Raw genomic sequence first — 23,802 nt, 5'->3', positions numbered from 1 at the left:
GGGGCGGTCGTCCGGGCGGCTGGGACGGTCGTCCGGGGGGTGGATTACGCTCTGACTCATGGCCGACGCACCGTACAAGCTGATCCTCCTCCGCCACGGCGAGAGCGAGTGGAACGCGAAGAACCTGTTCACCGGCTGGGTGGACGTCAACCTCAACGAGAAGGGCGAGAAGGAGGCGGTCCGCGGCGGTGAGCTGCTGACGGACGCCGGCCTGCTGCCCGACGTGGTCCACACGTCGCTCCAGAAGCGCGCGATCCGCACGGCCCAGCTGTCGCTGGAGGCCGCGGACCGCCACTGGATCCCGGTCCACCGCAGCTGGCGCCTGAACGAGCGCCACTACGGCGCGCTCCAGGGCAAGAACAAGGCGGAGACGCTGGCCGAGTTCGGCGAGGACCAGTTCATGCTCTGGCGCCGCTCCTACGACACCCCGCCGCCGCCGCTCCCGCGCGACGCGGAGTACTCCCAGTTCAACGACGCCCGCTACGCCGACCTCCCCCCTGAGCTGCGCCCCCAGACGGAGTGCCTCAAGGACGTCGTCGTCCGGATGCTCCCCTACTGGTACGACAACATCGTCCCCGACCTCCTCGACGGCAACACCGTCCTGGTCGCCGCCCACGGCAACTCCCTCCGCGCCCTGGTCAAGCACCTGGACGGCATCTCGGACGAGGACATCGCGGGCCTGAACATCCCGACGGGCATCCCGCTGTACTACGAGCTGGACGCCGACTTCAAGCCGGTGACGCGCGGCGGGAAGTACCTGGACCCGGAGGCGGCCGCGGCTGCGATCGAGGCTGTGAAGAACCAGGGCAAGAAGAAGTAACGCGGTCCTTGGCTTTTCCGGAGGCCCCCACCGGCTGTTTTGCTGCCGGTGGGGGCCTTCTCTCATGCTCTGGGGCGCCCATGGTCCGATACGGCTGCCTTCGGTCTTCGGCCTTCGGGCAGGTCAGGGAGCGATGAGTCGACTCGTGAAGCCGTCACGGATGAGGGATTCGTACGCTCCGAGCACGTTCTCTGGGACCTCTTGCTCGATGGCGAATCCGAGCTGCGGGTATTCGATGACTCGCTGGAGGTCGCCGACGAGCATGTCCAGGACGAGTTTCTCGTCGCCGATGGACTTCACGTAGTCGGCGAGCTCCAGTGGCTCCGAGGCGCAGAGGATCTCGACGTCGGGCCACAGCTTGCGGGCGGTCGCGTAGGAGCGGCGTTCCATGTAGGGCTTGGAGACGAGCAGGACCGTGGTCGGGGTGATGCCTGCGGCGGCGAGGACCTCGCGGGAGAGGGTGATGTTCTGGCCGGTGTTGCCCGCAACCGGTTCCAGGAGGATCGCCTCGGCGGGAACGCCGAGATCGATGGCGTGCTCGCGGAAGTGGACGGCCTCGCCGCGGGGGAAGACCTTGGCGGTGGTGGGGCTGTTGCCGCCGGTGAAGACGAGGGTGGGGAACAGTCCGGCGCGGTACAGCTCGGCGGAGTGGGTGGCGACGCCGAGGTCATGGCTGCCCAGGCCGATCGCCACGTCGACGGGGCGCAGTGGGTGGTGCATCTGGTGGTACTCCCAGATCAGCTCGGCCCGCTGCCACTGGTCCTCGGTGATGGCCTGCTGGCTCTCGCCGCTCACGTGTCTCTCCCTGGTCACCGTCGCCGGGCCCGACCGGCCCCGCGCTCATGGCTTTGATGCCTGCAAACCGCAGGTGCTCAGGCCGGTCGACGCCCGATGCTCAGGAGATGCGAGCTGGCCGCCAGGAGCTCGGGGTACGGCTCGGCCAGGCGCGCTGCGGTCAGTGCTGATTCGAAAAGCGGGGTGTCCCGGAAGTCGCCGCCGGTGTTCCGTTCGGCTGCGGCGAGCATGGACCAGGCCGGTCCTTCGATGCCGAAAACCTGGGTCTCGGCGAAGCCCGCGGCCGCCACTTCGTCGCGCAGTTGCTCGCCGGTGTGGAAGTAGGCCGCGGTGAACGCCTTCTTCCCGTCGTGAATCTGCGAGGCCAGGATCTGGCCGATGCTCTTCCGCATCGGTTCCTTGTGGAGGTGTCCGAACGCGGCGTGCTCGAACAGGCTGGCGTACCGGTTGATCCCGGCCGCCGCCAACAGGCCGCCCGGCTTGAGCACACGGTAGGCCTCGGCGAGTGCCTGGTCGCGATCGGTGCGAGCGACCAGGTGGTACAGCGGTCCGAGCAGCAGGACCACGTCGAATGAGGTGTCGGCGGCCGTAAGACTGCGGGCATCGCCGATTTCGACGACGGCGCCGGTCGCCCTGGCCTGATCGACGTGCTGGGGGATCGGGTCGACGAGGTGCACGCTGTAGCCGTCCTCAACCAGCCAGCGGGCGTGGGCGCCGGGGCCGCCTCCGACATCCAGGACGCGGGCCGGCGGTGTCGGCAGGTACCGGCGCAGCAACTCCCGGGTGCGCACCATCTCCAGGCGGCCGTCTGCCGTAGTGGTCAGCCTGTCCGCCTCGTCGACGGTCTCGGTGTAGAACCTCGTGATCTCCGGCGCTAGCTCGGGATGCGTCATGCGGGCATTCTGGTTCGTGGCAGGCTGCTCGACCATGGTGTCGCCAGGAAGTGGTGGGACATGGAGGAGGGCTGCGTCACTGCGCGATGGCGGGCGGTCTCCGCGGGCTGACGCCGTTCACAGGAACCCAGGTCATCCAGTCGTCAGTGCGACCGCGATCTCCGTCTCCCCGCGGACGCCATCCGCTCGGAGGGCGTCGATCACGATCTCCGTGATCCAGGCTGCCGCCTGGGGCGTCCACTCCGGGGCGGTGCCCTGAAGGAGCAAGGGGCTGGGCGACGGGCTGAGGCGTACGTGCCCTTGAGACAACCGTACGACTTGGGCGGCGAGTTGCTCGGCGGCGAAGGGCGGCTGCGGGGAGACGCTCAACGTGATGTCCGTCCTGGCCACAGGGTCGCAGAGGGCGAACCAGTCCGCGTCGCCCCGTAGATCGAAGCCTGTGTCGGGAGCCAGGGCTACAGGGACGCGAGACCGCAGGCCGGTGAAGCGGACCTCGCCGATCCGGTGCAGGGCGTCTGTCAGGACCTGGGTCATCGGGAGCACCGGGAGGTGCTGGGCCGGGAGATCCGTGGCGGGGTAGACCGTCAGCCAGGCCAGTTGGCGGACCGCGCCGTCCTGGGACCAGTCGCCTCCGGCGTCCGCGTGCTCCCAGCGCAGGGCGCCGAACTCCCGGCGCGGGCTCAGGTTCGTGGAGCTCCAGCCGTACGCCGCCGCCCGCTTCACGGCCAGGCTGTACACATCCTCGTCCAGATCGTGATCCACACTGACCTGGCCGATCCACGGGTGCCGCCGCAGCACGCCGTGGATCTCCACGGTCATGGTGAGGCTGTCGGCGTCTTCCGTCGCGCTCTCGCTCTCCTCGTTCATCAGGCGCCGCAGCTGAACGACTTGGCAGGGGTGGTCAGTTTGTTCGGGGAGTCGGCGACTCCGATGATGTCGACGTCGACTCTGCTGCGCCACTTGGTTCTCGCGTCGCCCACACACGTCTTGCGGGCGTTGGCACGACGTGAGCTGCCGCCTCCCTGCTTGATGACCTTGGAGCCCCTGGCCACGGTCCGCCAGTGGCCGCCTCGATCCTGGACCTGGAGTTCCACGGTGACCTTCGCCTTGTGACCTCCGCTGTTCTTGTCGAGCCACCAGCCGTGGGCCGAGATGGTGGGAGGCGGTGTGCTGGAGTAGTGCACGGAGTCACCCGCGGTCAGGAATCCGTCGACCGATCCGCTCCGACCGCTGGCCGACACGACAGGTCCGGGCGTGTCTGCCCAGGCCGGAGGCGCCGCGGAGAGGCCGCCGACCAGGGCCGCCGCGAGAGTCACCAGGGCGAGGGGCTGTGCGCGCAAGGAGCACTCCAGAGGGAACGGGGTGTCTACGTCTTCCTGGATCTTCCCCAGGAGGCCCCACGCACCGAGCCCGCCGCCCCTAGGACATCCGCTCGAAGGGTGAGGTCGTTGCCGCACCTGGCAGGTTGCCGCTGCGGTCGCCCGGCAAGGAGACCGCGGAGATGGACGCGACGTACCGACTGGCCCGTCAGGCGCACTGTTGGGCACGGTTCGCGCAGGTGAGTGTCGAGGTGACGCCGACCGACGAGTGCGCTGTTGGTGCGGGAGCCGACTCCTTCCACCGGCGGCGGACACCGGTCCCGGTGATGTGAAGTTCGTGGCGGCGTACGCAGTCTGGCGTGCGGTGGGGTTCGAACCGGCCGACCCTCCGCGCATTGACCGTGACGGGACGCCGGTTTCTCGCACGGGGACGGGGACGGGGATCGTGGGTAAGACGGCTTGGCACTACGGCTGTTTCCGCCGCACACCCGTACAGGCCACCAGATCCGCAGCGTCCTCGGTGAGCAAGAGCATGTAGATCCACGCCCCGTCCACGGAGTCGATCCGCCCCAGGCGCACCGGACCGCCATGTCCGGTCAGGAGTCCTACGGCGCGTTCCAGGCCGAGGGTCGCCGTGCCGTCGCGACGGGTCAGGCGGAGGCGGCGGGCGTAGGTGTGGGCGAGAACCTGGGCAGGAGTGGTGCCGTCCCAGACGACGTACGAGGCGCCCTCGCGAAGAGCGGACAGCGCGGCCGCGGCAGCGTCGTCCGCCGTGGTCAGGAGCCGTTCGAGTTCGGCGCGTTCCATGGGGCCATCATCCATATGGCTCAGCACCATGGTGTCGCTCTCACCGCACCCGCCCGGCATCGCCGCACAGGCAAGTGAGAAGGCCCCGCCCCCGGAAGAGCCGGCCCCCTCACCGCCCGTGCATCCTCAGCCGCACTGGCAAGGCGCCCCCGACTGGCAGCCGCAGCCGCAGCCCGAGCCGCAGCCGCAGGCGGCGACGAGGGGGAGGTTCTTCAGGGTGGCGGGCTGGTCGGTCGGCTCGGGCTGGGTGGGGTCGGGTGTGGTGGGGGATTCGGGCATGGGTCCTCCTCGACACGGGGGCCAGGTGGCCCCGACCGTTCCATGCCCAATTCCAGGGCCGTCCCTACGGGGTATCAACGGCGCATTCAGGGCGCATGGGGGCGTCCGCACGCCCCCGGGCAAGTACCGGCACGGGCAACGTGGTTCACCGTGTCTCGCCCGGCCCACCAACAACCCCCGCCCCACCAGCACCCCGCGCCCTGCCGACAACCCCCGCCCCCCTCAGCCCTGTTCTGTCCCGCCCACCGCCGGAGGCACATCCTGCTGCTGGAGTTCGTCCGCGTGCTCGCCCGTCACCAGGTACACCACCCGCTTGGCGACGGCGACCGCGTGGTCCGCGTACCGCTCGTAGTAGCGGCCCAACAGCGTGACGTCGACCGCCGTCTCGATGCCGTGCTTCCAGCGGTCGTCGATGAGGTGCTGGAAGAGGGTGCGGTGGAGGAGGTCCATCTCGTCGTCGTCCTGCTCCAGTTGGAGCGCGAGGTCGACGTCCTTGGTGATGATTACCTCCGCCGCCTTCGCCATGAGACGCTGCGCGAGCTGGCCCATCTCCAGGATGGTGGCGTGCAGGTACTGCGGGACCGCGCGCTCGGGGAAGCGCAGCCGGGCCAGCTTGGCCACGTGCTGGGCGAGGTCGCCCGAGCGCTCCAGGTCGGCGGACATGCGCAGCGACGTGACGACGATGCGCAAATCGGTGGCCACCGGCTGCTGGCGGGCCAGCAGGGCTATCGCCCGGGCCTCCAGGTCGTGCTGGAGTTCGTCGACCTTCTGGTCGGCCTCGATCACGCTCTCGGCCAGCTTGAGGTCGGCGTCCAGGATGGCGGTGGTGGCGCGTCCGATCGCCGAGCCGACCAGCCGGGCCATCTCCACCAGACCGTCGCCGATCGAGTCCAGTTCCTCGTGGTACGCGTCCCGCATCAGATCCCTCTCCTACGTACAGTCCTACGTACAGTTCTTCGCACAGTCCTACGTACGGCCGGGGGCCAGCCGTGCGGACCCCGTGTCCACACCGCCCCACGCTCCCACGTTCCGCCCCGTACGCGTCCGTTTCCGCCACCCGGTGTGAACGTCCACTGGCCTGAAGGTGAACTCTGGGCGACGAGTGTCCGAGGTCGCACTCCGGTGGCTGTGGGCAGGTCGTACCCCATGCCTAACCTGGTCACATGGACGTGAACGCGGCGGTCGCCGCAGCGGCGGCGATCGCCGGGGTGCTCACCGGCGTCATCGCCGTGCTGGCGTTCCGCTGGAGCGAGCGCGACCAGAAGCGGCACACCCGGACCTCTCTGCACACCGACGCGGTGCTGCCGCCCGGCGTGGACACCGTGCTGTCGGTGCTGCGCTCCTCGGCGGTCGTGCTGGACGAGGCGGACGCCGTGGTCAAGGCCAGCTCCGCGGCGTACGCCCTCGGCCTGGTCCGGGGCGGCAAGCTCGCGGTCGAGCCGATGCTCCAGATGGCCCGGGACACCCGGCGCGACGGCGAGATACGCCAGGTCGAGCTGGATCTGCCCCGGCGCGGCACCGGACGCGGCGAGGCCCTCGCGGTCTCCGCCCGCGTCGCCCCGCTCGGCTCCCGGCTGGTCCTGCTGCTGGTCGAGGACCTGACCGAGGCCCGCCGCATCGAAGCCGTACGACGCGACTTCGTGGCCAACGTGAGCCACGAGCTGAAGACCCCGACCGGCGCCCTCTCCCTGCTCTCCGAGGCCGTCATGGACGCCTCCGACGACCCCGAGGCGGTCCAGCGCTTCGCGGGCCGGATGCAGATCGAGGCGACCCGGCTCACCAACCTGGTCCAGGAACTGATCGACCTCTCCCGGGTGCAGAACGACGACCCGCTGGAGGACGCCGAACCGGTCCGCGTGGACGAGCTGGTCGCGGAGGCCGTCGACCGCTGCCGCCACCAGGCCGGTACGAAGCAGATCACCATGGCCGCCGCGATCCAGGGCCCCGAGCGCCCCGCCTCCGAGGGCGGCGGCCGCCGCGCCGGCACCGAACTGCGGGTCTGGGGCAACCGCGGCCAGCTCGCCGCGGCCCTCGGCAACCTGGTCGAGAACGCCGTCAATTACTCCCCGGCCCGTACCCGCGTCGGCATAGCCGCCCGCCGGGTCGCCGCGCCCGGCGGCGACCTCATCGAGCTCGCGGTCACCGACCAGGGCATCGGCATCTCCGACAAGGACAAGGAGCGCATCTTCGAGCGCTTCTACCGCGTCGACCCGGCCCGCTCGCGCGCCACCGGAGGCACCGGCCTCGGACTCGCGATCGTCAAGCACGTGGTCGCCTCGCACGGCGGCGAGGTCTCGGTCTGGAGCGCCGAGGGCCAGGGCTCCACCTTCACCCTGCGACTGCCGGAGGCGGGCGCCGCCCGCGCCCGCGCGGCACAGCCCCCCGGTCTCGACGACGAGGACGGGGACATCGACGACTCATCCCCTTACGAACCGCTTCCCGCCCCGGAGGTCCTTCCGTGACCCGAGTGCTCGTCGTCGAGGACGAGGAGTCCTTCTCCGACGCCCTGTCGTACATGCTCCGCAAGGAGGGCTTCGAGGTCGCCGTGGCGGCGACCGGCCCCGACGGACTGGAGGAGTTCGAGCGCAACGGCGCCGACCTCGTCCTCCTCGACCTGATGCTGCCGGGGCTGCCCGGTACGGAGGTGTGCCGTCAGCTGCGCGGCCGCTCCAACGTCCCGGTGATCATGGTGACCGCCAAGGACAGTGAGATCGACAAGGTCGTCGGCCTGGAGATAGGGGCCGACGACTACGTGACCAAGCCCTTCTCCTCGCGCGAGCTGGTCGCCCGTATCCGCGCGGTGCTGCGCAGGCGGGGCGAGCCGGAGGAGGTCACCCCGGCCGCGCTGGAGGCGGGCCCGGTCCGCATGGACGTGGACCGTCACGTGGTGACCGTCGGCGGCGCGAAGGTCGACCTCCCGCTGAAGGAGTTCGACCTGCTGGAGATGCTGCTGCGCAACGCGGGCCGGGTGCTCACCCGCATGCAGCTGATCGACCGGGTGTGGGGCGCCGACTACGTGGGCGACACCAAGACCCTCGACGTCCACGTCAAGCGCCTGCGCGCCAAGATCGAGCCGGACCCGGGCGCGCCGCGCTTCCTGGTGACCGTGCGCGGCCTGGGCTACAAGTTCGAGCCGTAAGCCGTACCGCCGTATGACAAAGGGTGGGCCCCCGGTTTTCCGGGGGCCCACCCTGCGTCCGTCGTACGACCGCTCAGTGACCGGCGGCCGACTGCGAGGCCGAGTCGCTCGGGGTCGCGCCCTCGGCCGGGGCGCCGGAGGTCTTGTCGTCCGGCTTCGCGCTCGCGGAGGCGGTGCTGCCCGGCTCGCCGGCGGCCGGGGCCGAGGCGGAGGAGGAGGCGGTGGCGGACGGGGAGGACGTGGCGGCCGGGGCCGACGGGATCTCGCTCGGGCCCCACTTGGTGAAGTAGCTGGTCGCCGGGACCACGAAGGCACGCAGGCTGACCGCGCCGGTCTGGCTGAAGGTGAAGGTGACCTTCTGCGCATTGCCGTTGCGGACGATCTCGCCGCCGCTCGCGAGCATCGCGGAGGCGTTGTCCTTGCCACCGATGACCAGGGAGCCGTGGGCCGGGACGGTCAGGCTCTGGCCCTTGGCGGCCTTCAGCTCGACGCTGTCGTTCGCACCCGGGACGGTGATCGACTGGAGCGTCTGGGCGGTCTTGCCAGAGTTGAAGAGCGTCGCGGAGATGGCGAGCGGACCCGTGGCCTTGGCGTCGGGCTGGGTGATCACCAGGGCGTTCTGGACCTTGATGGTGCCGACGCTGGTCGCCGCGTTGTCGGGCCTGATCTCCAGGGTCTGGGCGTCGTTGCCGGCGCCGCAGGCGGCGAGCATGGCCAGCGGGAAGGCGATGGCGGAGGCGGCGAGGGCGCCGCGTCGAAGGCTGCTGCTCACGGCGGCGGCAACTCCTTGAACGCACGGACGGCCTTCTTTGTAAAGCCGCCCTAAGTATCAGTCAGCGGACTTAGGCTACCGAGCCGTTCCCGGGCGGCCGCACCCGACCCTCCCCAAGGCCGCGGCGTCCCTCCGGGTGGGCGAGCGGGAGACCCTCCCCGGCATGCCGACGACATGCCGCCGCCCGTGACGCACCGCCCGTGACGTGGCGCCCGTGACGCACCGCGTGTGCCACACCCCGTGACACGGCGCGCGAATTTCCGGTGAAGGAATGTGGTGCCCGAGATTTCGGCCGGCCGATTGACCCGCGTGATTGACCAGGATTGAGCCACTTGATTGAGCCACTTGTTTGACCGGCTCCTATTGGCGCGCCGTATTGCCGGACGGCATTGAGCGTTCCGGGTGATCCTTCGGATCATCGGAGTGCCCCATCCGTCTCTTCATCCGCTTCATCATCATCAGCAACATCCGCCACTGATCCACCGCGCGCCCGGCCCCCTGTGATCAATTCCGGATTCGTCTCGTACCGGCCCCTCGCCGTCGAACGGAGCGCTGGAAGTCGTACGCTTGAGAGTGGGCAAACCGGGACATTCGTCCGCTCGGGGCGGGTCTGGGGAGCGTGTGACGTACGCGTTTCATGCCGCCCAGAGAGCCGCTCCGACCTGCGAATACCCGGTTCCGCAGGTGGCCCGCAGCACGTTCCGGTCGCTGTTGTCAAGCCCCGAGATATGCCCTGACCTGCGAAAACGCCATTCAGAAGACGCCGTATCCGTGTTACCCTGGATAGCCACGGAAGGGGTACCTGTCACATGACGTTCAAGGTTGGCGACACCGTGGTCTATCCCCATCACGGGGCCGCGCTGATCGAGGCCATCGAAACTCGCCAGATCAAAGGCGTGGACAAGACCTACTTGGTGCTGAAGGTCGCCCAGGGTGATCTGACGGTACGTGTGCCAGCGGACAATGCGGAGTTCGTCGGCGTACGTGATGTGGTCGGTCAGGACGGGCTGGACCGGGTCTTCGAGGTGCTGCGCGCGCCGTATGCCGAGGAGCCCACGAACTGGTCGCGTCGTTACAAGGCAAATCTGGAGAAGCTCGCCTCCGGCGATGTCATCAAGGTCGCGGAAGTCGTGCGTGACCTGTGGCGTCGCGAGCGCGAGCGCGGTCTCTCCGCCGGTGAGAAGCGCATGCTCGCCAAGGCCCGCCAGATCCTGGTGAGCGAGCTGGCTCTCGCGGAGAACACGAACGAGGACAAGGCCGAGGCGCTGCTCGACGAGGTACTCGCCTCCTGACGTCCCGGCAGGCAGTCCCCTGTCTGCTTCCGACGCGCGCACTTCTGAGCCGCCGCTCACGAGTGGGCGCGCCAGGCACAGCCACGATGCCGCGGTGCCCGACGACACTGAACCTGTCGCGGGTGCTGCGGCGTTTTCGTACCCCTCCGCCGCCAAGGCCCGCCACGCCGTGCGCAGAGCCTGCTCCACGTCTCGGAGAACCCCCGATACTGGTGTGCCGGGTCCGGGCGATGGCTCGACCAGGGTCACGGAAGGGTCCGGTCAAGGCGTCCCGCCCGGCACTCCTCCAGGCCATACCCACCCAGGACGAGCACACAAACCTGACAGGAACCGATGTCTGACGAATCGCGTCCCGCACCCGCCGAGTCCCCTTCCGGGAGCCGTGTCGCCGCCGTGATCCCCGCCGCAGGGCGGGGCGTACGCCTCGGTCCGGGCGCCCCCAAGGCGCTGCGCGCGCTGAACGGCACGCCGATGCTGATCCACGCGGTCCGTGCCCTGGCCGCCTCCCGGTACGTCTCCCTGGTCGTCGTCGTGGCCCCGCCGGACGGCGCCGCCGAGGTCAAGTCCCTGCTCGACGCGCACGCGCTGCCCGACCGCACCGACTTCCTGGTCGTCCCCGGCGGGGAGAGCCGCCAGGAGTCCGTCCGGCTCGGCCTCGACGCGCTGCCGCCGGAGTACGACGTCGTCCTCGTGCACGACGCGGCCCGTCCGCTGGTCCCGGTGGACACCGTGGACGCGGTCGTGGAGGCGGTGCGCGGCGGTGCTCCCGCCGTGGTCCCGGCCCTGCCGCTCGCCGACACCGTCAAGGAGGTCGAGCCCGCGGCCGTGCCCGGCGAGCCCGAGCCGGTGCTCGGCACGCCCGAGCGGGCCCGGCTGCGTGCCGTGCAGACCCCGCAGGGCTTCGACCGGGCGACGCTGGTGCGCGCCCACGAAAGCGTCACCGAGGACGTCACCGACGACGCGTCCATGGTCGAGCGGCTCGGCGCGCGGGTCGTGACCGTCCCCGGCCACGAAGAGGCCTTCAAGGTCACCCGCCCCCTCGACCTCGTCCTCGCGGAGGCGGTCCTGAACCGCAGGAGGCTCAACGATGGCTTCTGACCGCCCCCCGCTCATCCCGGCCCTGCCCCAGGTCGGCATCGGCACCGACATCCACGCCTTCGAGGAGGGCCGCGAGCTGTGGTGCGCGGGCCTGAAGTGGGAGAACGCCGGTCCGGGCCTGGCCGGACACTCCGACGCGGACGTCGTCGCGCACGCCGCCTGCAACGCGCTCTTCTCCGCCGCCGGTCTCGGTGACCTCGGGCAGCACTTCGGCACCGGGCGGCCCGAGTGGGCCGGCGCCTCCGGGGTCGCGCTGCTCACCGAGGCGGCCCGGATCGTGCGCGAGGCCGGATTCGCCATCGGGAACGTCGCCGTTCAGGTCGTGGGACCGCGCCCGAAGATCGGCAAGCGCCGGGACGAGGCGCAGCAGATCCTGTCCGCCGCCGTCGGCGCCCCCGTCTCGGTCTCCGGCGCCACCACCGACGGCCTCGGCTTCCCCGGCCGCGAGGAAGGGCTGATGGCGGTCGCCACCGCACTTGTCGTGCGCGCGGCCTGACCGATTCGTCGTGCGGGTGGGCGGAGGGCGTGCGAGGGTACCCGCAGAGTCATCGCCGACCCAGGAGGTACCCATGTCCGCCGCCCTGTCCGACCGGCTCAAGGCCCTGCTGGACGGTCCCGTCTTCATCGTCGTCGGAACCGTCCAGCCCGACGGCAGCCCCCAGCTGTCGCCGGTATGGGTGAAGCGGGACGGCGACGACGTGCTCTTCTCCACCACCGTGGACCGGCGCAAGAAGAAGAACCTGGACCGCGACCCGCACGTGTCCGTCGTGGTCATGGATCCCCAGCGCCCCTACGAGTACGCCGAGATCCGCGGCACCGCCGAGATGACCACCGGCGGCGGCCAGGAGCTGATCGACGAGCTGTCCGAGAAGTACACCGGCAAGAAGTACGCGGACTTCAACCCGGCCTCCGTCCAGGACGCCGAGCGGGTGGTCGTCCGGATCACCCCGCGCAAGGTGGTCGGCAGCCTCTGACGGCGGCGGGCGGCACGGTACGGCGCCTTCACCGCCGTACTGTGCATGGCACGGTGACACGCCCACTACCCTGGGGGGGTGACTATTCGCCTGTACGACACCAACGCCCGGCAGATCCGCGACTTCACCCCGGTCACGCCGGGCTGTGTCTCGATCTACCTGTGTGGTGCCACCGTGCAGGCGGCCCCCCACATCGGGCACATCCGCTCGGGCCTGAACTTCGACATCATGCGCCGCTGGTTCGCGTACCGCGGCTACGACGTCACGTTCATCCGCAACGTCACCGACATCGACGACAAGATCATCGCCAAGGGGCGTGAGCAGAACCGCCCCTGGTGGTCGATCGGGTACGAGAACGAGCGCGCCTTCAACGACGCGTACACCGCCCTCGGCTGCCTCCCGCCCAGCTACGAGCCCCGCGCCACCGGCCACATCACCGAGATGATCGAGATGATGCAGGGCCTGATCGAGCGCGGTCACGCCTACGCGGCGGACGGCAACGTCTACTTCGACGTGCGTTCGTTCCCGGACTACCTGGAGCTGTCCCGGCAGGAGCTGGACAACCTGCTCCAGCCCTCGGGCGACGGCGAGACCGGCAAGCGCGACCCGCGCGACTTCGCCATGTGGAAGGCGGCCAAGCCCGGCGAGCCGAGCTGGCCGACCCCGTGGGGCCCCGGGCGCCCCGGCTGGCACCTGGAGTGCTCGGCCATGGCGCACAAGTACCTGGGCTCGGTCTTCGACATCCACGGCGGCGGCCTGGACCTGATCTTCCCGCACCACGAGAACGAGATCGCGCAGGCCAAGGCCTACGGCGACGAGTTCGCGCGGTACTGGGTGCACAACGCCTGGGTCACCATGGCGGGCGACAAGATGTCCAAGTCGCTGGGCAACAGCGTGCTGGTCTCCGAGATGGTCAAGCAGTGGCGCCCGATCGTGCTGCGCTACTACCTCGGCACCCCGCACTACCGCTCGATGATCGAGTACAGCGAGGAGTCGCTGCGCGACGCCGAGACCGCGTTCGCGCGCATCGAGGGCTTCGTGCAGCGCGTGCTGGAGAAGGCCGGGGGCACGGTCGAACCGGCCGCCGAGGTGCCGCCCGCCTTCGCGGAGGCCATGGACGACGACCTGGGCGTCCCGCAGGCGCTCGCCGTCGTGCACACCACGGTCCGCCAGGGCAACAGCGCCCTGGCCGCCGACGACAAGGAGGGCGCCGTCGCCCGCCTCGCCGAGGTCCGCGCGATGCTCGGCGTGCTCGGCCTCGACCCGCTGGACCCCCAGTGGGCCGGGGAGGGCGGCGAGCGCGGGGAAGACCTCCACGGCGTGGTGGACAGCCTGGTCCGGCTCGTCCTCGACCAGCGCGAGTCGGCCCGCGCCCGCAAGGACTGGGCCACCGCCGACGCCATCCGCGACCAGCTCGGCCAGTCCGGACTGGTCGTCGAGGACAGCCCGCAGGGTCCGCGCTGGAGCCTCGGCGCGCGCTGACCTCTGCTTGATCGAGTGTGCCGCCCGGCTCTCCGGGCGGCACACTGCATACATACGTACGAAAGCTCACGGAGACGGGTAACTCATGGCGAACAACCGCCGCATGTCCGGCAAGAAGGGTGCGCAGGTCGGCAGCGGCGGCAACCGGCGCCGCGGCCTCGAGGGCAAGGGCCCCACGCCCCCCGCCGAGATGCGCAAGGGCCACGTCAAGCAGCGCGCCGCCGCCGCCAAGGCCCGCCGCGCCCAGGGCGCCCGCCCGCAGCCGCGCCGAGGTGGCGGCAAGTCCTCCTCGGAGCTGGTGGTCGGCCGCAACCCGGTGTACGAGGCGCTGCGCGAGGGTGTGCCCGCCAACACGCTCTACATCCAGCAGTTCATCGACAACGACGAGCGGGTCCGCGAGGCCATCCAGCTCGCCACCGAGCGCGGCAACATCAACCTGATGGAGGCCCCGCGTCCCGAGCTGGATCGCATGACGAACGGCCTGAACCACCAGGGCCTCGTCCTCCAGGTCCCGCCGTACGAGTACGCGCACCCCGAGGACCTCACCGCGGCCGCGTACGACAACAACGAGGACCCGCTGATCGTCGCCCTGGACGGGGTCACCGACCCGCGCAACCTCGGCGCCGTCGTCCGCTCCGTCTCCGCCTTCGGCGGTCACGGCGTGGTCGTGCCCGAGCGCCGCTCGGCCGGGATGACCGCCGGTGCCTGGAAGACCTCCGCCGGTGCGGCCGCCCGTACGTCGGTGGCCCGCGCCACCAACCTGACGCGCGTCCTGGAGCAGTACAAGAAGGAGGGCATCACGGTCGTCGGCCTGGCCGCCGACGGCGAGGCCGAGCTGGGCGACGTCGAGGCGCTGGGCGGTCCGGTCGTCGTCGTGGTCGGCAGCGAGGGCAAGGGCCTGTCCCGGCTGGTCGGCGAGACCTGCGACGTCCGGGTGCGCATCCCGATGCCGGGTGGCGCGGAGTCCCTGAACGCCGGTGTCGCGGCCGGCATCGTGCTCTACGAGGCGTCCCGCCGCCGCTCCTGAACGCGCGTTCGTCACTTCACTCTGATGCGGTAATTCCGGGGTCCACCCGGAGTTCAGGACGACCTTGACGCGGCCCGGACACTTCGGGCCGCGTCGGGGCAGTGTCCTAACTCCACATCACTCGGTTAGATGAGTGTGGACACCAGAACACCCCGCACACCCACGGGGGACCGCTCGTCGGGCTTCGACGACGTTCCCGCGCTGAGCATGGTGAAGGTGCCGAGCGATCCGGCGCAGGTCATCGTCAACCACGCCAGCTTCCGCGTGCAGCTGGGCGCGGCGGCCAGGCGCAACCAATCCGCCCGGATCGCCCGGCAGTTGAGCACCGCTCAGACCTCCCACCTGTCGTCCGGGTCCGTGGGTACGGCGGCCCGGGCCGGAGCGGGGCGCCGCCGTCCCGTCGTCTGGACCGGCCGGTCCGCGCCCGACGACACCGGCGCCCACCGGCTGCTCCAGGCCGTTCGGGGCAGCAGCGTCCGCCACCCCGACGAACCGGCCGGGGCCACTCAGGTCATCCCGCGCGTCGGCACCACCCCCGGTGACGGCTACGACGACGGCTACGACCGCCTCGACGCCACCGTCGAGACCCCCGTCCTCGGCCACCAGCGCACCTCCTCCGACGGCGGCCCGCTGCTGCCCCCGCTGCGCGGCGGAGGCGGCGCCTACGACGAACCGGGGTACGACAGCGGCGAGTTCGAGGCGTACGACGACACCGCCGCACCCCCGGGACCGCGCGTCTCCCGGCGCCACGGCGACGAGGCCGCCCGGCACGCCTACTACCCCGGGCGCCGGCTGAACCTCGGCGTCGTCCTGCTCCCGCTGCGCGTCTTCCTCGGCTTCATCTCCACCTACGCGGGCATGGGCAAGCTCTGCGACCCCGTCTACTTCGACGGCGGCGAGCGCGGCTCCATGGTCAAGTGGCTCAACACCCTGCACCCGTGGGACGTGGCCGAGCCGCTGCGCCAGTTCGCGCTGCACCACCCGGTCGGCTCCGGCCTGGTGATCGCCTTCCTCCAGGTCGTCGTCGGCGTGCTGACCATCCTCGGCTGCTGGCAGCGGGCCGCGGCCGTGGTGGGCGCGCTGCTCTCCGCCGCGCTGATCGTCACGGTGAGCTGGAAGACCGTCCCGGCCTACGACGCGCCGGACATCATCTACCTCGCCGCCTGGTCCCCGCTGGTCATCGCGGGCGCCCCCGTCTACTCCGTGGACGGCCGCCTCGCCGCGGGGGCCTGGCGCACGCTCGGCCCGCGCGCCGCCATCTGGGACCTGCGCCGCTACGTGCTGCGTCGGGGCGCGCTCATCACGGCCGTCACCATCGGCCTCACGCTGCTCATCGGCGCGGTGCTCGGCGGCGCGGTGCGCGCCTCCAGCCGGGTGGTCGTCCCCGGCCCCGGGGAGGCCCCGCGCAACAACCTGCCCGGCTCCGCGCTGCCGCAGGAGCCCAGCCGGAAGCACTCCGCCACACCGTCCGCGACCGGTGCCCCCACGGGCGGCGCCACGGTCGAGGCGAGCCCGTCGGCCGTGGCACCGGCCGCCGGACGCACCGCCGGTGCCGCCACCGCGGCGCCCAGCCAGACCCAGGGCACCACGGGCCAGGCCCCGCCCAGCCGGACCGAGCCCTCGACGAGCGGCGGCGGTGGCGCGCCGAGTACGTCGGCGGGCCCGACGAGCACGGGCGGTACGGCCACCGGGGGCACCGACTCGGCCCCCTCGGGCGCCGACCCGGCCACGGGCGGCACCTCCACCGGTGAACCGGGGCTCGTGGGCGGCCTGTTCGGCGACTGAGCGCCTGTCAGGACGTACCAGGGACATACGACAGGGCCCGTACCGTTTCGGCGGTACGGGCCCTGTCGTATGCCTGTGTGTGCTGCGTGCTGCCTGGTGACCGGCGTGCGGGGGCTCAGGCGCCGCGCTGGCCGTCCAGCTCCTTGGCGGCCTCGGTGAGGTCCTTGGCGGTGTCGATGGCCCGCCAGTAGGCGCCCTGCGGCAGCGGGAACCCGGCGAGCCTGCGCTCACGGGCCAGCCGGGGGAAGGTGGTCCGCTCGTGGTCGCCGCGCTCGGGCAGCAGCTCGCGGAACTCGGGGGAGAAGACGTAGACGCCCGCGTTGATCTCGAACGTGGACGGGGGCGCCTCGATGAAGTCGGTGATGTGTCCGAAGCCGTCGGTCTTCACCGCGCCCCAGGGGATGCGCGGCCGGGCCAGCGCGAGGGTGGCCACCGCGTCCCGCTCGGTGTGGAAGTCGGCCATGTCCCGCAGCGAGAAGCGGGTCCAGATGTCGCCGTTGGTGGCGTACCAGGGCCGGTCGGGGTGCGGGAGGTGCGCGGCGGCGTACTTCAGGCCGCCGCCGCGGCCCAGCGGCTCCGTCTCGACGACGGTGCTGACGGACAGCGGCAGATCGGCCGTGGCCAGCCACTTCTCCAGGACCTCGGCGAGATGGCCGCAGGAGACCACCACATCGGTGACGCCCTCTTCGGCCAGCCAGGTCAGCTGGTGGCCGATGATCGGGGTGCCCGTGCCGGGGATCTCGACCATCGGCTTGGGCCGGTCGTCGGTGTAGGGGCGCAGCCGCGAGCCCTGGCCACCGGCCAGGACGACGGCTTGCGTGGGGCGCGACGCGGCGCTCGGGTGGGTCATGCCCCGAACTGTACGTGGCGCCCCGGCGGGTGACGGGGGTCGGCCGCCGGGGCGCTGTGTGTCTGCCGTGGACCGACCGTGGATGGACCTCGGGTGGGCCTTGACCGGTCTCGGGTCAGCCGCGTGCGGTCAGGACGCCGGAGGCGAAGGACGTGTCGCAGACGGGGCGGGCGTACGACTGGGCGCGCGAGGCGCCGTAGATGCGTACGGCGGCCTTGCCGAGGGCGCGGGCGATGTCGGAGCAGTGCGCGGCGAGCCCGGGGCGGCCGTTGACCGCCTGCTGGAGGTGGGTGAGGACGACGCCCGGGTTCTTGTGCTGCAGTTCGCCCATCAGGCGGTCGCGCAGCGCGTCCTCGGGGGCGGACCGGTGCGCGGCCGGGCGGGCGGCGGGCGCCTTGTCGGAGACCTCAGCCGCGGAGACGTCCGACGCGGTGAGCACGGAGCTGGAGGGGCTTCCCGTCCAGTTGACCCGGGTGACCGCGAGGGTTCCGGAGAGCACCAGGACGACGGGCAGGACGAGGGCGAGCGTACGGCCGGCCCGGCGGGCGGGTCCGCCCCGGTGGCCGGGGCGCGTCTGAGAGGTGGTGGAGTGCTTCACGCGAGTGAGGGTAGCGCCCGGTGATGATTTGGCGACATTCAGTCACCCTTATGGGGGATGAAGTGGTGCCGCTTTCTGGGTAGGGGGTTGACGGCGGGGCCCGGAATGGTCGCTGTGCCGGGGTTTTTCAGCCGGGGCGGGACGGTGGGTCGTACGCGGAAGAGGGGGCCCTTTCGGACCCCCTCTCTGCTGATGCTCCTGCCGCGACCGCGGGTCAGTCGGAGAGGCGCTCGCCGGTGGAGCTGGAGAAGACGTGGATCTCGCCCGGACGCGGGACGACGTGCAGCGTGGAGCCCTTCTCGGGCACCTGGCGGCCGTTCACGCGGACGACCAGGTCCTTGACCTCGCCGCCGACCTCGACGGCGCCGTAGACGTAACCGTCGGCGCCCAGCTCCTCGACGACGTTCACCGAGACGGCGAGACCGGCCGGGGCGTCGGCGCTGTCCTTGGACAGGGACTTGGCCGCCTCGCCGCCGCCCAGCTCGACCACGTCGAAGTGCTCGGGGCGGACGCCGACGGTGACGGTGGTGTCGCCCTTGTCGGCGGCGGCCGAGAGGGCCTCGCGGCTGACCGGCACCACGCTGTTGCCGAACTTCACGCCGCCGTCGGCGATCGCGACCTCGACCAGGTTCATGGCGGGGGAGCCGATGAAGCCGGCGACGAAGAGGTTGGCGGGACGGTCGTACATGTTGCGCGGGGTGTCCACCTGCTGCAGCAGGCCGTCCTTGAGCACGGCCACCCGGTCGCCCATGGTCATGGCCTCGACCTGGTCGTGGGTGACGTAGACCGTGGTGATGCCGAGACGGCGCTGGAGGGAGGCGATCTGCGTACGGGTGGAGACGCGGAGCTTGGCGTCCAGGTTGGACAGCGGCTCGTCCATGAGGAAGACCTGCGGCTCGCGGACGATCGCGCGGCCCATGGCGACACGCTGGCGCTGACCGCCGGAGAGGGCCTTGGGCTTGCGGTCCAGGTACTCGGTGAGGTCGAGGATCTTGGCGGCCTCCTCGACCTTGGCCCGGATCTCCGCCTTGTTGACACCGGCGATCTTGAGCGCGAAGCCCATGTTGTCGGCCACCGTCATGTGCGGGTACAGGGCGTAGTTCTGGAACACCATGGCGATGTCCCGGTCCTTGGGCGGCAGGTGCGTGACGTCGCGGTCGCCGATGCGGATGGCGCCGCCGTTGACGTCCTCCAGGCCCGCGAGCATGCGGAGCGAGGTGGACTTGCCGCAGCCGGACGGGCCGACCAGGACGAGGAACTCCCCGTCCTCGATCGCGATCTCGAGCGCGTCGACGGCGGGCTTGGTGGAACCCGGGTAGATCCGGGTCGCCTTGTCGAACGTGACAGTGGCCATGCTGAAGGCCCCCTTCTACCGGCAGGAACGTGCCGGACGATCCGTTGTAGGAAGGTGGTTGACGTAGTCCACCTGGGTGAACTGCCTCGGACCGTACCTGCCGCCCCCGCGTCCTGTCAGCACCTGGGCCCCCGGATCTTCCAGGGAATTCCCTCCGGCCCCGCCCCCGCTCGTGGGTACACTTCACAGGCACGAGCGCCCCGAGCGCCCGTCCCGCCTCCTTAGCTCAGCTGGCCAGAGCAACGCACTTGTAATGCGTAGGTCGTCGGTTCGAATCCGACAGGGGGCTCTGGCGAGGCCCAGGACAGATGTGATCTGACCTGGGCCTTTGTGGTCTTCTGGATCAGGTCTGGCGCTCGGGGGCGCCGTGACGGTCGCGTCGTCGCGCCAGCAGAGTGGTGCCGGTGATCACCAGGCCGACCGCCACGATCTTCGCCGCCTGGTGGATCAGCGAGGGGCTGGAGCCGGACCGCCCGAGGAACCCCCACAGGAGCAGACCGGCTCCGGAGAGTGTCAGGAGGACACCGCCGACCGGGCCCAGGCCCGCCCAGCTCCACGAGGAATCCTCCAACTCGCCCTCTGTGTAAGGCTTTTCACGTTCATCGGCTGTCATGGACCGCACGTTAACAAGGTGCATGACAGCCCCGGCCGAGCGCGATGCTTGAATGGAACGTCGTTACCGTCCCTGCAAGGAGAAGCGCTGTGCCCCTGGTGTCAGTCGTGATGCCCGTCTACAACTCGGAGGCCACGCTCGGGGCGGCGGTGCGGTCGGTTCTCACGCAGACCCACAGTGACCTGGAGCTGCTGATCACCGACGACAGGTCCACCGACGGCTCCATGGACCTGCTCATGGAGTTCGCCCGCCAGGACGAGCGCGTGCTGCCGCGGTCGGCGCCCGAGCAGGGCGGTGCCGGACGGGCGCGCAACCTCGCGATCGAGCGGGCCCGGGGGGACTACGTCGCTTTTCTCGACAGCGACGACATGTGGCTGCCGGAGAAGACCGAGCGGCAGGTCGAGTTCGCCGCCGGGGGCGACGCGCCCTTGACGTTCACCTCCTATTTCAAGATGGACGCCGATTACGCCGGTGACAGCACCGACTTCGTCCCGAACGGGCGGGTGGTTCAGGCCCGAGGACATGTGGACTACCGCGCGATGCTGGTGCGGGACTACATCGGTGCCCTGACCGCGATGTACGACCGTAATGTCCTGGGCACGAGGCTGATGCCTGAGATGCGGAAGCGCCAGGACTACGCCCTGTGGCTGTCGATCATGCGTGACGGCGCCGACGCCCGGGGCCTTTCCGAGCCGCTCGCGGTGTACCGGGCCCACCAGGCGGGATCCCTGTCCTCCAACAAGCTCTCGCTCGTGCAGTACAACTGGGAGCTGTACCGCCGGCACGAGGGGCTGTCGGTAACGCGGTCGGCGCGGTCACTGGCCGGCGCGGTGTGGCAGTCGCTGCGCAACTCGCGGATCTAGAACCCGCGCGAATCCCGCCCGTACGCCGAAGGCCACCCCCACACACCGTGAGGGGTGGCCTTTCGCCGGTTCCCGGCCGGGTCAGTGCGTGCTCAGCAGTGTCCCGAGGACCTCGCGGAGGACCCCGTCCGGGTCCGGTGCCGCCGCTGTCGCTCGCCAGGCCACGAAGCCGTCCGGGCGGATCAGGACCGCGCCGTCGGCTGTGGTGCCGTGGAGGGTGGCCCAGTCGACGCCCTCCGTGTCGTAGGTGAGGTCGGCGTCGGGGCCGGGGCCGATGCGGTACGCCTCCAGGGGGACGGAGTCTTCGGCCGCCACGCGGCGGGCCGCCGCGTGCCAGCCCGCGTCGTCGGGGGCGTCGGTCAGGAGGACCAGGGAGCGTTCGTAGAGGTCGAGGGTGGAGAGGCGGAGGCCGCCGCGCTTGAGCCAGAGGTGGGGGGCCCGGGTGCCGGGGCTGCCGTCGAGGGTGAGGGTGTCGCCGACGACCGGGTGGGCGGGGTCGGTGTCGAGGACCGCGCCGGTGGGGTAGCGGTAGCCGAGGACGACGTTCAGGATGCCGCCGCGCCTGGCCCCGCCGACGCCGGGGGCGGGCGCGAAGCCGGGGTGGCTGTGCTCGACGGAGCGGGCGGAGGCGCGGGCGCTGGTCGCGCGGGCGACGGGGCGGCGCTCGGCGTCGTAGGAGTCCAGGAGGGCGGGGGACGCCCAGCCGGAGAGGACGGCGGAGAGCTTCCAGGCCAGGTTGTGGGCGTCCTGGATACCGGTGTTGGAGCCGAAGGCGCCGGTGGGGGACATCTCGTGGGCGGAGTCGCCGGCGAGGAAGACCCGGCCGGAGGAATAGCGTTCCGCGACGCGTTCGGCGGCACGCCAGGAGGCCATCCCGGTGGTCCGCACGTCGAGCTCCGGGACGCCCACGGCGCGCCGGATGTGGTCGCGCAGCCGCTCCTCGGTGAAGTCGTCCAGGGTCTCGCCGCGCTCGGGGTGCCAGGGTGCGTGGAAGACCCAGTGCTCCTTGTTGTCGACGGGGAGCAGGGCGCCGTCGGCGTCCGGGCCGGTGAGGTAGCAGCAGATGAAGCGGCGGTCGCCGACCACGTCGGCCAGCGTGTCGGAGCGGAAGGTGACGCTGACGTTGGCGAAGAGTTCGCCGGGGCCCGTCTGCCCGATGTCGAGGGCCTCGCGGACGGGACTGCGGGGGCCGTCGGCGGCGACGAGGTAGTCGGCGCGGACGGTGTACCGCTCCTCGGTGGCCCGGTCGGTGATCGTCGCCGTCACCCCGTCGGCGTCCTGCTCGAAGGACTCCATCCGGTGGAAGTACCGCAGGTCGCCGCCGAGTTCGCGCGCGCTGTCCATCAGGACGGGTTCGAGGTCGTTCTGGCTGCACAGGCGCCAGGCCGTGGGGCTGAACCTCGCGAGCCCGCCGCCCGGGTCGATCTCCTTGAAGAGCCACTCCCCGGCGTCACCCACAAGAGTGGGCGTCTGGAGGATGCCGTGGTTGTCGGCGAGGAGCGCCGCCGCCGCCTTGATGTCCGACTCGATGCCGGCGACCCGGAACAGCTCCATGGTGCGGACGTTGTTGCCACGCCCGCGCGGGTGCGTCGAGGTTCCGGAGTGCCGCTCGACGAGCAGGTGCCGCACACCGAGACGGCCCAGGAACACGGACATGGACAGGCCCACCAGTGAGCCGCCCACGATGAGGACGGGCACGTGGTGGTCGGCTTTTTGACGCATCGAAGCCTCCAGTGACGGGGGTGCGCGCGTGAGGCGCCTGTGACTTCTCATGCCCGGTGCCGCCCGCTCCGCCCGCCCAATCACCCACGTGGTTCATACGAGTCGCGGGCCGCCCCGGGTCGTCACAGGATCAAGGAACGCTGCCGTGCCCAGTCGCGGCCGGCGCCGGCTGAAGCCCCCGCGAAGGAGATGTGTGCAGGATGACCACGACGTCTGAACGTCCATCGGAAACGCTGACCCGCGAGGTCTCGAAGCGTGTCTCCCAGTCCGTGTTCGACGGCTCCCCGCTGCGGGTCGTCCTGCTGGTCGACGTGTACGACGGCGCGCAGCAGCAGTTCCTGGAGGCGTACGAGCTGCTGTGCGCGCAGGTCGCCCAGGTGCCCGGACACGTCAGCGACCAGCTCTGCCAGTCCATCGAGAACCCCTCGCAGTGGCTGATCACCAGCGAGTGGGAGAGCGCCCCGCCGTTCCTCACCTGGGTGAACAGCGAGGAGCACGTGCGGATGGTGGAGCCGCTGCACTCCTGCGTCCGTGACACCCGTTCGCTGCGCTTCCACGTCGTCCGCGAGACGAGCGGCGCGGCGGCCGCCTCCCAGGCCACCGGCCGCCGCCGTCTCCAGGCGCACCCGCGCATCGGCGACGGTGTCATCCGGCACGCGCTCACCTTCACGGTGAAGCCGGGCACGGAGGACAAGGTCAGGAAGATCCTCGCGGACTACGCCTCGCCCGAGGCCCGCGTCGACGACACCACCCGGCTGCTGCGTACCTCGCTGTTCATGGAGGGCAACCGCGTGGTGCGCGCCATCGAGGTGCGCGGCGACCTGCTGGCGGCGCTGCGTCACGTGGCCCGGCAGCCGGAGATCCGCGCGGTCGAGGAGGCCATCAATCCCTACCTGGAGCAGGACCGCGACCTGGACGACCAGGAGTCGGCGCGGATGTTCTTCACCCGCGCGGCCCTGCCCGCCGTGCACCACGTGACGGCGGAGGCCGCCGGTGCCGAGAGCGCCCGGCTCGCCCTGTGCTACCCGGCCCGCACCGACCAGGGCATGCGACTGGCCGAGCTGCTCGCGCAGAGCGACCAGGCCGCCGCCGACGACCCGCGGAGCGCGGTGCTGCGCAGCACCGTCTTCCAGCGCGACGACGTGGTGGTCCGTCTGGTGGACGTGCGCGGCGACGACGTCGACGCCCTGCCGCGTGACGCGGGCGCCGCCGCCGAGGTGCGCGCACTGCTCGCCGGCGAGCCCGCCCGGATGGACCTCGTCACCGACCGCCGGTCGCAGGGCGCCTGATCGGTGTCCGTCTCCCACCCCGAAAAAGCCG

At 71.0% G+C, this 23,802-nt stretch carries 25 protein-coding genes and 1 tRNA gene; 13 read left to right on the top strand and 13 right to left on the bottom strand.

Going from position 1 to position 23,802, the window contains the following annotated elements; translation table 11 throughout:
* Positions 1-58: 58 nt before the first annotated feature.
* The gene (locus AB0E91_RS16215; RefSeq protein WP_361781215.1) at positions 59-820 is read left to right on the top strand and encodes a phosphoglyceromutase; all 762 of its coding nucleotides are present in this window, start codon (positions 59-61) and stop codon (positions 818-820) included.
* 123 nt (positions 821-943) lie between these two features.
* On the opposite strand, the gene AB0E91_RS16210 is transcribed toward AB0E91_RS16215, so the two are convergent.
* The 7 genes from AB0E91_RS16210 to phoU all read right to left on the bottom strand — a co-directional run bounded on the left by AB0E91_RS16210 (position 944) and on the right by phoU (position 5,831).
* A complete protein-coding gene (locus tag AB0E91_RS16210; RefSeq protein ID WP_361781212.1) occupies positions 944-1,615 on the bottom strand; it encodes a YdcF family protein in 672 nt (223 codons plus the stop codon).
* 77 nt (positions 1,616-1,692) lie between these two features.
* Positions 1,693-2,508, bottom strand: a complete 816-nt coding sequence (locus AB0E91_RS16205; RefSeq protein ID WP_361781209.1) for a methyltransferase domain-containing protein — start codon at positions 2,506-2,508, stop codon at positions 1,693-1,695.
* A gap of 132 nt (positions 2,509-2,640) precedes the next feature.
* Positions 2,641-3,375 carry a hypothetical protein gene (locus AB0E91_RS16200; RefSeq protein ID WP_361781206.1) on the bottom strand — a complete coding sequence of 245 codons (735 nt, stop codon included), beginning with the start codon at positions 3,373-3,375 and terminating at the stop codon, positions 2,641-2,643.
* Positions 3,375-3,848 (bottom strand): hypothetical protein, encoded by a 474-nt coding sequence (locus AB0E91_RS16195; protein WP_361781203.1) that lies wholly within the window; start codon positions 3,846-3,848, stop codon positions 3,375-3,377. Before AB0E91_RS16195 ends, AB0E91_RS16200 begins: the two co-directional genes overlap by 1 nt.
* A gap of 444 nt (positions 3,849-4,292) precedes the next feature.
* A complete protein-coding gene (locus tag AB0E91_RS16190) occupies positions 4,293-4,634 on the bottom strand; it encodes a hypothetical protein (protein ID WP_361781200.1) in 342 nt (113 codons plus the stop codon).
* A gap of 126 nt (positions 4,635-4,760) precedes the next feature.
* Positions 4,761-4,913, bottom strand: a complete 153-nt coding sequence (locus tag AB0E91_RS16185; protein WP_361781197.1) for a hypothetical protein — start codon at positions 4,911-4,913, stop codon at positions 4,761-4,763.
* Positions 4,914-5,135: 222 nt separating this feature from the next.
* A complete protein-coding gene (gene phoU / locus AB0E91_RS16180; RefSeq protein ID WP_361781194.1) occupies positions 5,136-5,831 on the bottom strand; it encodes a phosphate signaling complex protein PhoU in 696 nt (231 codons plus the stop codon).
* Positions 5,832-6,076: 245 nt separating this feature from the next.
* On the opposite strand from phoU, the gene AB0E91_RS16175 reads away from it, so the two are divergent.
* Entirely contained in the window at positions 6,077-7,375 is a 1,299-nt protein-coding gene (locus AB0E91_RS16175) for an ATP-binding protein (protein ID WP_361781191.1), read from the top strand.
* Positions 7,372-8,052, top strand: coding sequence for a response regulator transcription factor (locus AB0E91_RS16170; RefSeq protein WP_018548425.1), 681 nt, complete (start codon positions 7,372-7,374; stop codon positions 8,050-8,052). Before AB0E91_RS16175 ends, AB0E91_RS16170 begins: the two co-directional genes overlap by 4 nt.
* 73 nt (positions 8,053-8,125) lie before the next feature.
* Here AB0E91_RS16170 and AB0E91_RS16165 read toward each other — a convergent pair whose 3' ends face one another.
* Positions 8,126-8,824 (bottom strand): DUF461 domain-containing protein, encoded by a 699-nt coding sequence (locus AB0E91_RS16165; protein WP_361781187.1) that lies wholly within the window; start codon positions 8,822-8,824, stop codon positions 8,126-8,128.
* 809 nt (positions 8,825-9,633) lie between these two features.
* Between AB0E91_RS16165 and AB0E91_RS16160 the strand changes: the two genes are divergently transcribed.
* From AB0E91_RS16160 to AB0E91_RS16130, 7 genes are all read left to right on the top strand, one after another.
* The gene (locus tag AB0E91_RS16160) at positions 9,634-10,116 is read left to right on the top strand and encodes a CarD family transcriptional regulator (RefSeq protein WP_003953493.1); all 483 of its coding nucleotides are present in this window, start codon (positions 9,634-9,636) and stop codon (positions 10,114-10,116) included.
* Between the two features lie 333 nt (positions 10,117-10,449).
* Entirely contained in the window at positions 10,450-11,214 is a 765-nt protein-coding gene (ispD, locus tag AB0E91_RS16155; protein ID WP_361781184.1) for a 2-C-methyl-D-erythritol 4-phosphate cytidylyltransferase, read from the top strand.
* On the top strand, positions 11,204-11,710 hold the full coding sequence (gene ispF, locus AB0E91_RS16150; RefSeq protein WP_361781181.1) for a 2-C-methyl-D-erythritol 2,4-cyclodiphosphate synthase: 507 nt from the start codon (positions 11,204-11,206) through the stop codon (positions 11,708-11,710). Before ispD ends, ispF begins: the two co-directional genes overlap by 11 nt.
* Before the next feature lie 73 nt (positions 11,711-11,783).
* On the top strand, positions 11,784-12,188 hold the full coding sequence (locus AB0E91_RS16145) for a PPOX class F420-dependent oxidoreductase (protein WP_361781178.1): 405 nt from the start codon (positions 11,784-11,786) through the stop codon (positions 12,186-12,188).
* A 78-nt stretch (positions 12,189-12,266) separates the two neighbouring features.
* The gene (gene cysS / locus AB0E91_RS16140) at positions 12,267-13,670 is read left to right on the top strand and encodes a cysteine--tRNA ligase (protein ID WP_361781175.1); all 1,404 of its coding nucleotides are present in this window, start codon (positions 12,267-12,269) and stop codon (positions 13,668-13,670) included.
* An 85-nt stretch (positions 13,671-13,755) separates the two neighbouring features.
* A complete protein-coding gene (gene rlmB / locus AB0E91_RS16135; RefSeq protein WP_361781172.1) occupies positions 13,756-14,697 on the top strand; it encodes a 23S rRNA (guanosine(2251)-2'-O)-methyltransferase RlmB in 942 nt (313 codons plus the stop codon).
* Positions 14,698-14,826: 129 nt separating this feature from the next.
* Complete coding sequence (locus AB0E91_RS16130; protein ID WP_361781169.1) at positions 14,827-16,482, top strand: DoxX family membrane protein; 1,656 nt, start codon at positions 14,827-14,829, stop codon at positions 16,480-16,482.
* Between the two features lie 115 nt (positions 16,483-16,597).
* Here the strand turns inward: AB0E91_RS16130 and AB0E91_RS16125 are convergent, their stop codons facing one another.
* The 3 genes from AB0E91_RS16125 to ugpC all read right to left on the bottom strand — a co-directional run bounded on the left by AB0E91_RS16125 (position 16,598) and on the right by ugpC (position 19,284).
* Positions 16,598-17,332 carry a nucleotidyltransferase family protein gene (locus tag AB0E91_RS16125; protein WP_161180918.1) on the bottom strand — a complete coding sequence of 245 codons (735 nt, stop codon included), beginning with the start codon at positions 17,330-17,332 and terminating at the stop codon, positions 16,598-16,600.
* Between the two features lie 115 nt (positions 17,333-17,447).
* Positions 17,448-17,930, bottom strand: a complete 483-nt coding sequence (locus tag AB0E91_RS16120) for a hypothetical protein (protein WP_361781166.1) — start codon at positions 17,928-17,930, stop codon at positions 17,448-17,450.
* Positions 17,931-18,144: 214 nt separating this feature from the next.
* Positions 18,145-19,284 carry a sn-glycerol-3-phosphate ABC transporter ATP-binding protein UgpC gene (gene ugpC, locus AB0E91_RS16115; RefSeq protein ID WP_161180916.1) on the bottom strand — a complete coding sequence of 380 codons (1,140 nt, stop codon included), beginning with the start codon at positions 19,282-19,284 and terminating at the stop codon, positions 18,145-18,147.
* A 215-nt stretch (positions 19,285-19,499) separates the two neighbouring features.
* Here ugpC and AB0E91_RS16110 point away from each other — a divergent pair.
* Positions 19,500-19,573: transfer RNA gene (locus AB0E91_RS16110), tRNA-Thr, on the top strand.
* Between the two features lie 54 nt (positions 19,574-19,627).
* Here the strand turns inward: AB0E91_RS16110 and AB0E91_RS16105 are convergent.
* A complete protein-coding gene (locus AB0E91_RS16105; protein WP_361781162.1) occupies positions 19,628-19,897 on the bottom strand; it encodes a hypothetical protein in 270 nt (89 codons plus the stop codon).
* An 89-nt stretch (positions 19,898-19,986) separates the two neighbouring features.
* On the opposite strand from AB0E91_RS16105, the gene AB0E91_RS16100 reads away from it, so the two are divergent.
* Positions 19,987-20,760 (top strand): glycosyltransferase family A protein, encoded by a 774-nt coding sequence (locus tag AB0E91_RS16100; RefSeq protein WP_361781159.1) that lies wholly within the window; start codon positions 19,987-19,989, stop codon positions 20,758-20,760.
* An 81-nt stretch (positions 20,761-20,841) separates the two neighbouring features.
* Here AB0E91_RS16100 and AB0E91_RS16095 read toward each other — a convergent pair whose 3' ends face one another.
* Complete coding sequence (locus AB0E91_RS16095; RefSeq protein WP_361781156.1) at positions 20,842-22,482, bottom strand: FAD-dependent monooxygenase; 1,641 nt, start codon at positions 22,480-22,482, stop codon at positions 20,842-20,844.
* A gap of 200 nt (positions 22,483-22,682) precedes the next feature.
* On the opposite strand from AB0E91_RS16095, the gene AB0E91_RS16090 reads away from it, so the two are divergent.
* Positions 22,683-23,771, top strand: a complete 1,089-nt coding sequence (locus tag AB0E91_RS16090; RefSeq protein ID WP_361781153.1) for a SchA/CurD-like domain-containing protein — start codon at positions 22,683-22,685, stop codon at positions 23,769-23,771.
* Positions 23,772-23,802: the final 31 nt, after the last annotated feature.

Origin of the sequence: Streptomyces sp. NPDC026659 (genome assembly GCF_040638245.1) — a bacterium.
Classification (GTDB): Bacteria; Actinomycetota; Actinomycetes; order Streptomycetales; family Streptomycetaceae; genus Streptomyces.
This window is presented reverse-complemented; position numbering and strand designations above follow the sequence as displayed.

Bases quoted from the DNA above. Each gene is read 5' to 3' on its own strand.
- AB0E91_RS16215 (WP_361781215.1), top strand. From the start codon at position 59: ATGGCCGACGCACCGTACAAGCTGATCCTCCTCCGCCACGGCGAGAGC.
- AB0E91_RS16205 (WP_361781209.1), bottom strand. From the start codon at position 2,508: ATGACGCATCCCGAGCTAGCGCCGGAGATCACGAGGTTCTACACCGAG.
- AB0E91_RS16200 (WP_361781206.1), bottom strand. From the start codon at position 3,375: ATGAACGAGGAGAGCGAGAGCGCGACGGAAGACGCCGACAGCCTCACC.
- AB0E91_RS16190 (WP_361781200.1), bottom strand. From the start codon at position 4,634: ATGGAACGCGCCGAACTCGAACGGCTCCTGACCACGGCGGACGACGCT.
- AB0E91_RS16185 (WP_361781197.1), bottom strand. From the start codon at position 4,913: ATGCCCGAATCCCCCACCACACCCGACCCCACCCAGCCCGAGCCGACC.
- phoU (WP_361781194.1), bottom strand. From the start codon at position 5,831: ATGCGGGACGCGTACCACGAGGAACTGGACTCGATCGGCGACGGTCTG.
- AB0E91_RS16175 (WP_361781191.1), top strand. From the start codon at position 6,077: ATGGACGTGAACGCGGCGGTCGCCGCAGCGGCGGCGATCGCCGGGGTG.
- AB0E91_RS16160 (WP_003953493.1), top strand. From the start codon at position 9,634: ATGACGTTCAAGGTTGGCGACACCGTGGTCTATCCCCATCACGGGGCC.
- ispD (WP_361781184.1), top strand. From the start codon at position 10,450: ATGTCTGACGAATCGCGTCCCGCACCCGCCGAGTCCCCTTCCGGGAGC.
- ispF (WP_361781181.1), top strand. From the start codon at position 11,204: ATGGCTTCTGACCGCCCCCCGCTCATCCCGGCCCTGCCCCAGGTCGGC.
- AB0E91_RS16145 (WP_361781178.1), top strand. From the start codon at position 11,784: ATGTCCGCCGCCCTGTCCGACCGGCTCAAGGCCCTGCTGGACGGTCCC.
- rlmB (WP_361781172.1), top strand. From the start codon at position 13,756: ATGGCGAACAACCGCCGCATGTCCGGCAAGAAGGGTGCGCAGGTCGGC.
- AB0E91_RS16130 (WP_361781169.1), top strand. From the start codon at position 14,827: ATGAGTGTGGACACCAGAACACCCCGCACACCCACGGGGGACCGCTCG.
- AB0E91_RS16125 (WP_161180918.1), bottom strand. From the start codon at position 17,332: ATGACCCACCCGAGCGCCGCGTCGCGCCCCACGCAAGCCGTCGTCCTG.
- ugpC (WP_161180916.1), bottom strand. From the start codon at position 19,284: ATGGCCACTGTCACGTTCGACAAGGCGACCCGGATCTACCCGGGTTCC.
- AB0E91_RS16105 (WP_361781162.1), bottom strand. From the start codon at position 19,897: ATGACAGCCGATGAACGTGAAAAGCCTTACACAGAGGGCGAGTTGGAG.
- AB0E91_RS16095 (WP_361781156.1), bottom strand. From the start codon at position 22,482: ATGCGTCAAAAAGCCGACCACCACGTGCCCGTCCTCATCGTGGGCGGC.
- AB0E91_RS16090 (WP_361781153.1), top strand. From the start codon at position 22,683: ATGACCACGACGTCTGAACGTCCATCGGAAACGCTGACCCGCGAGGTC.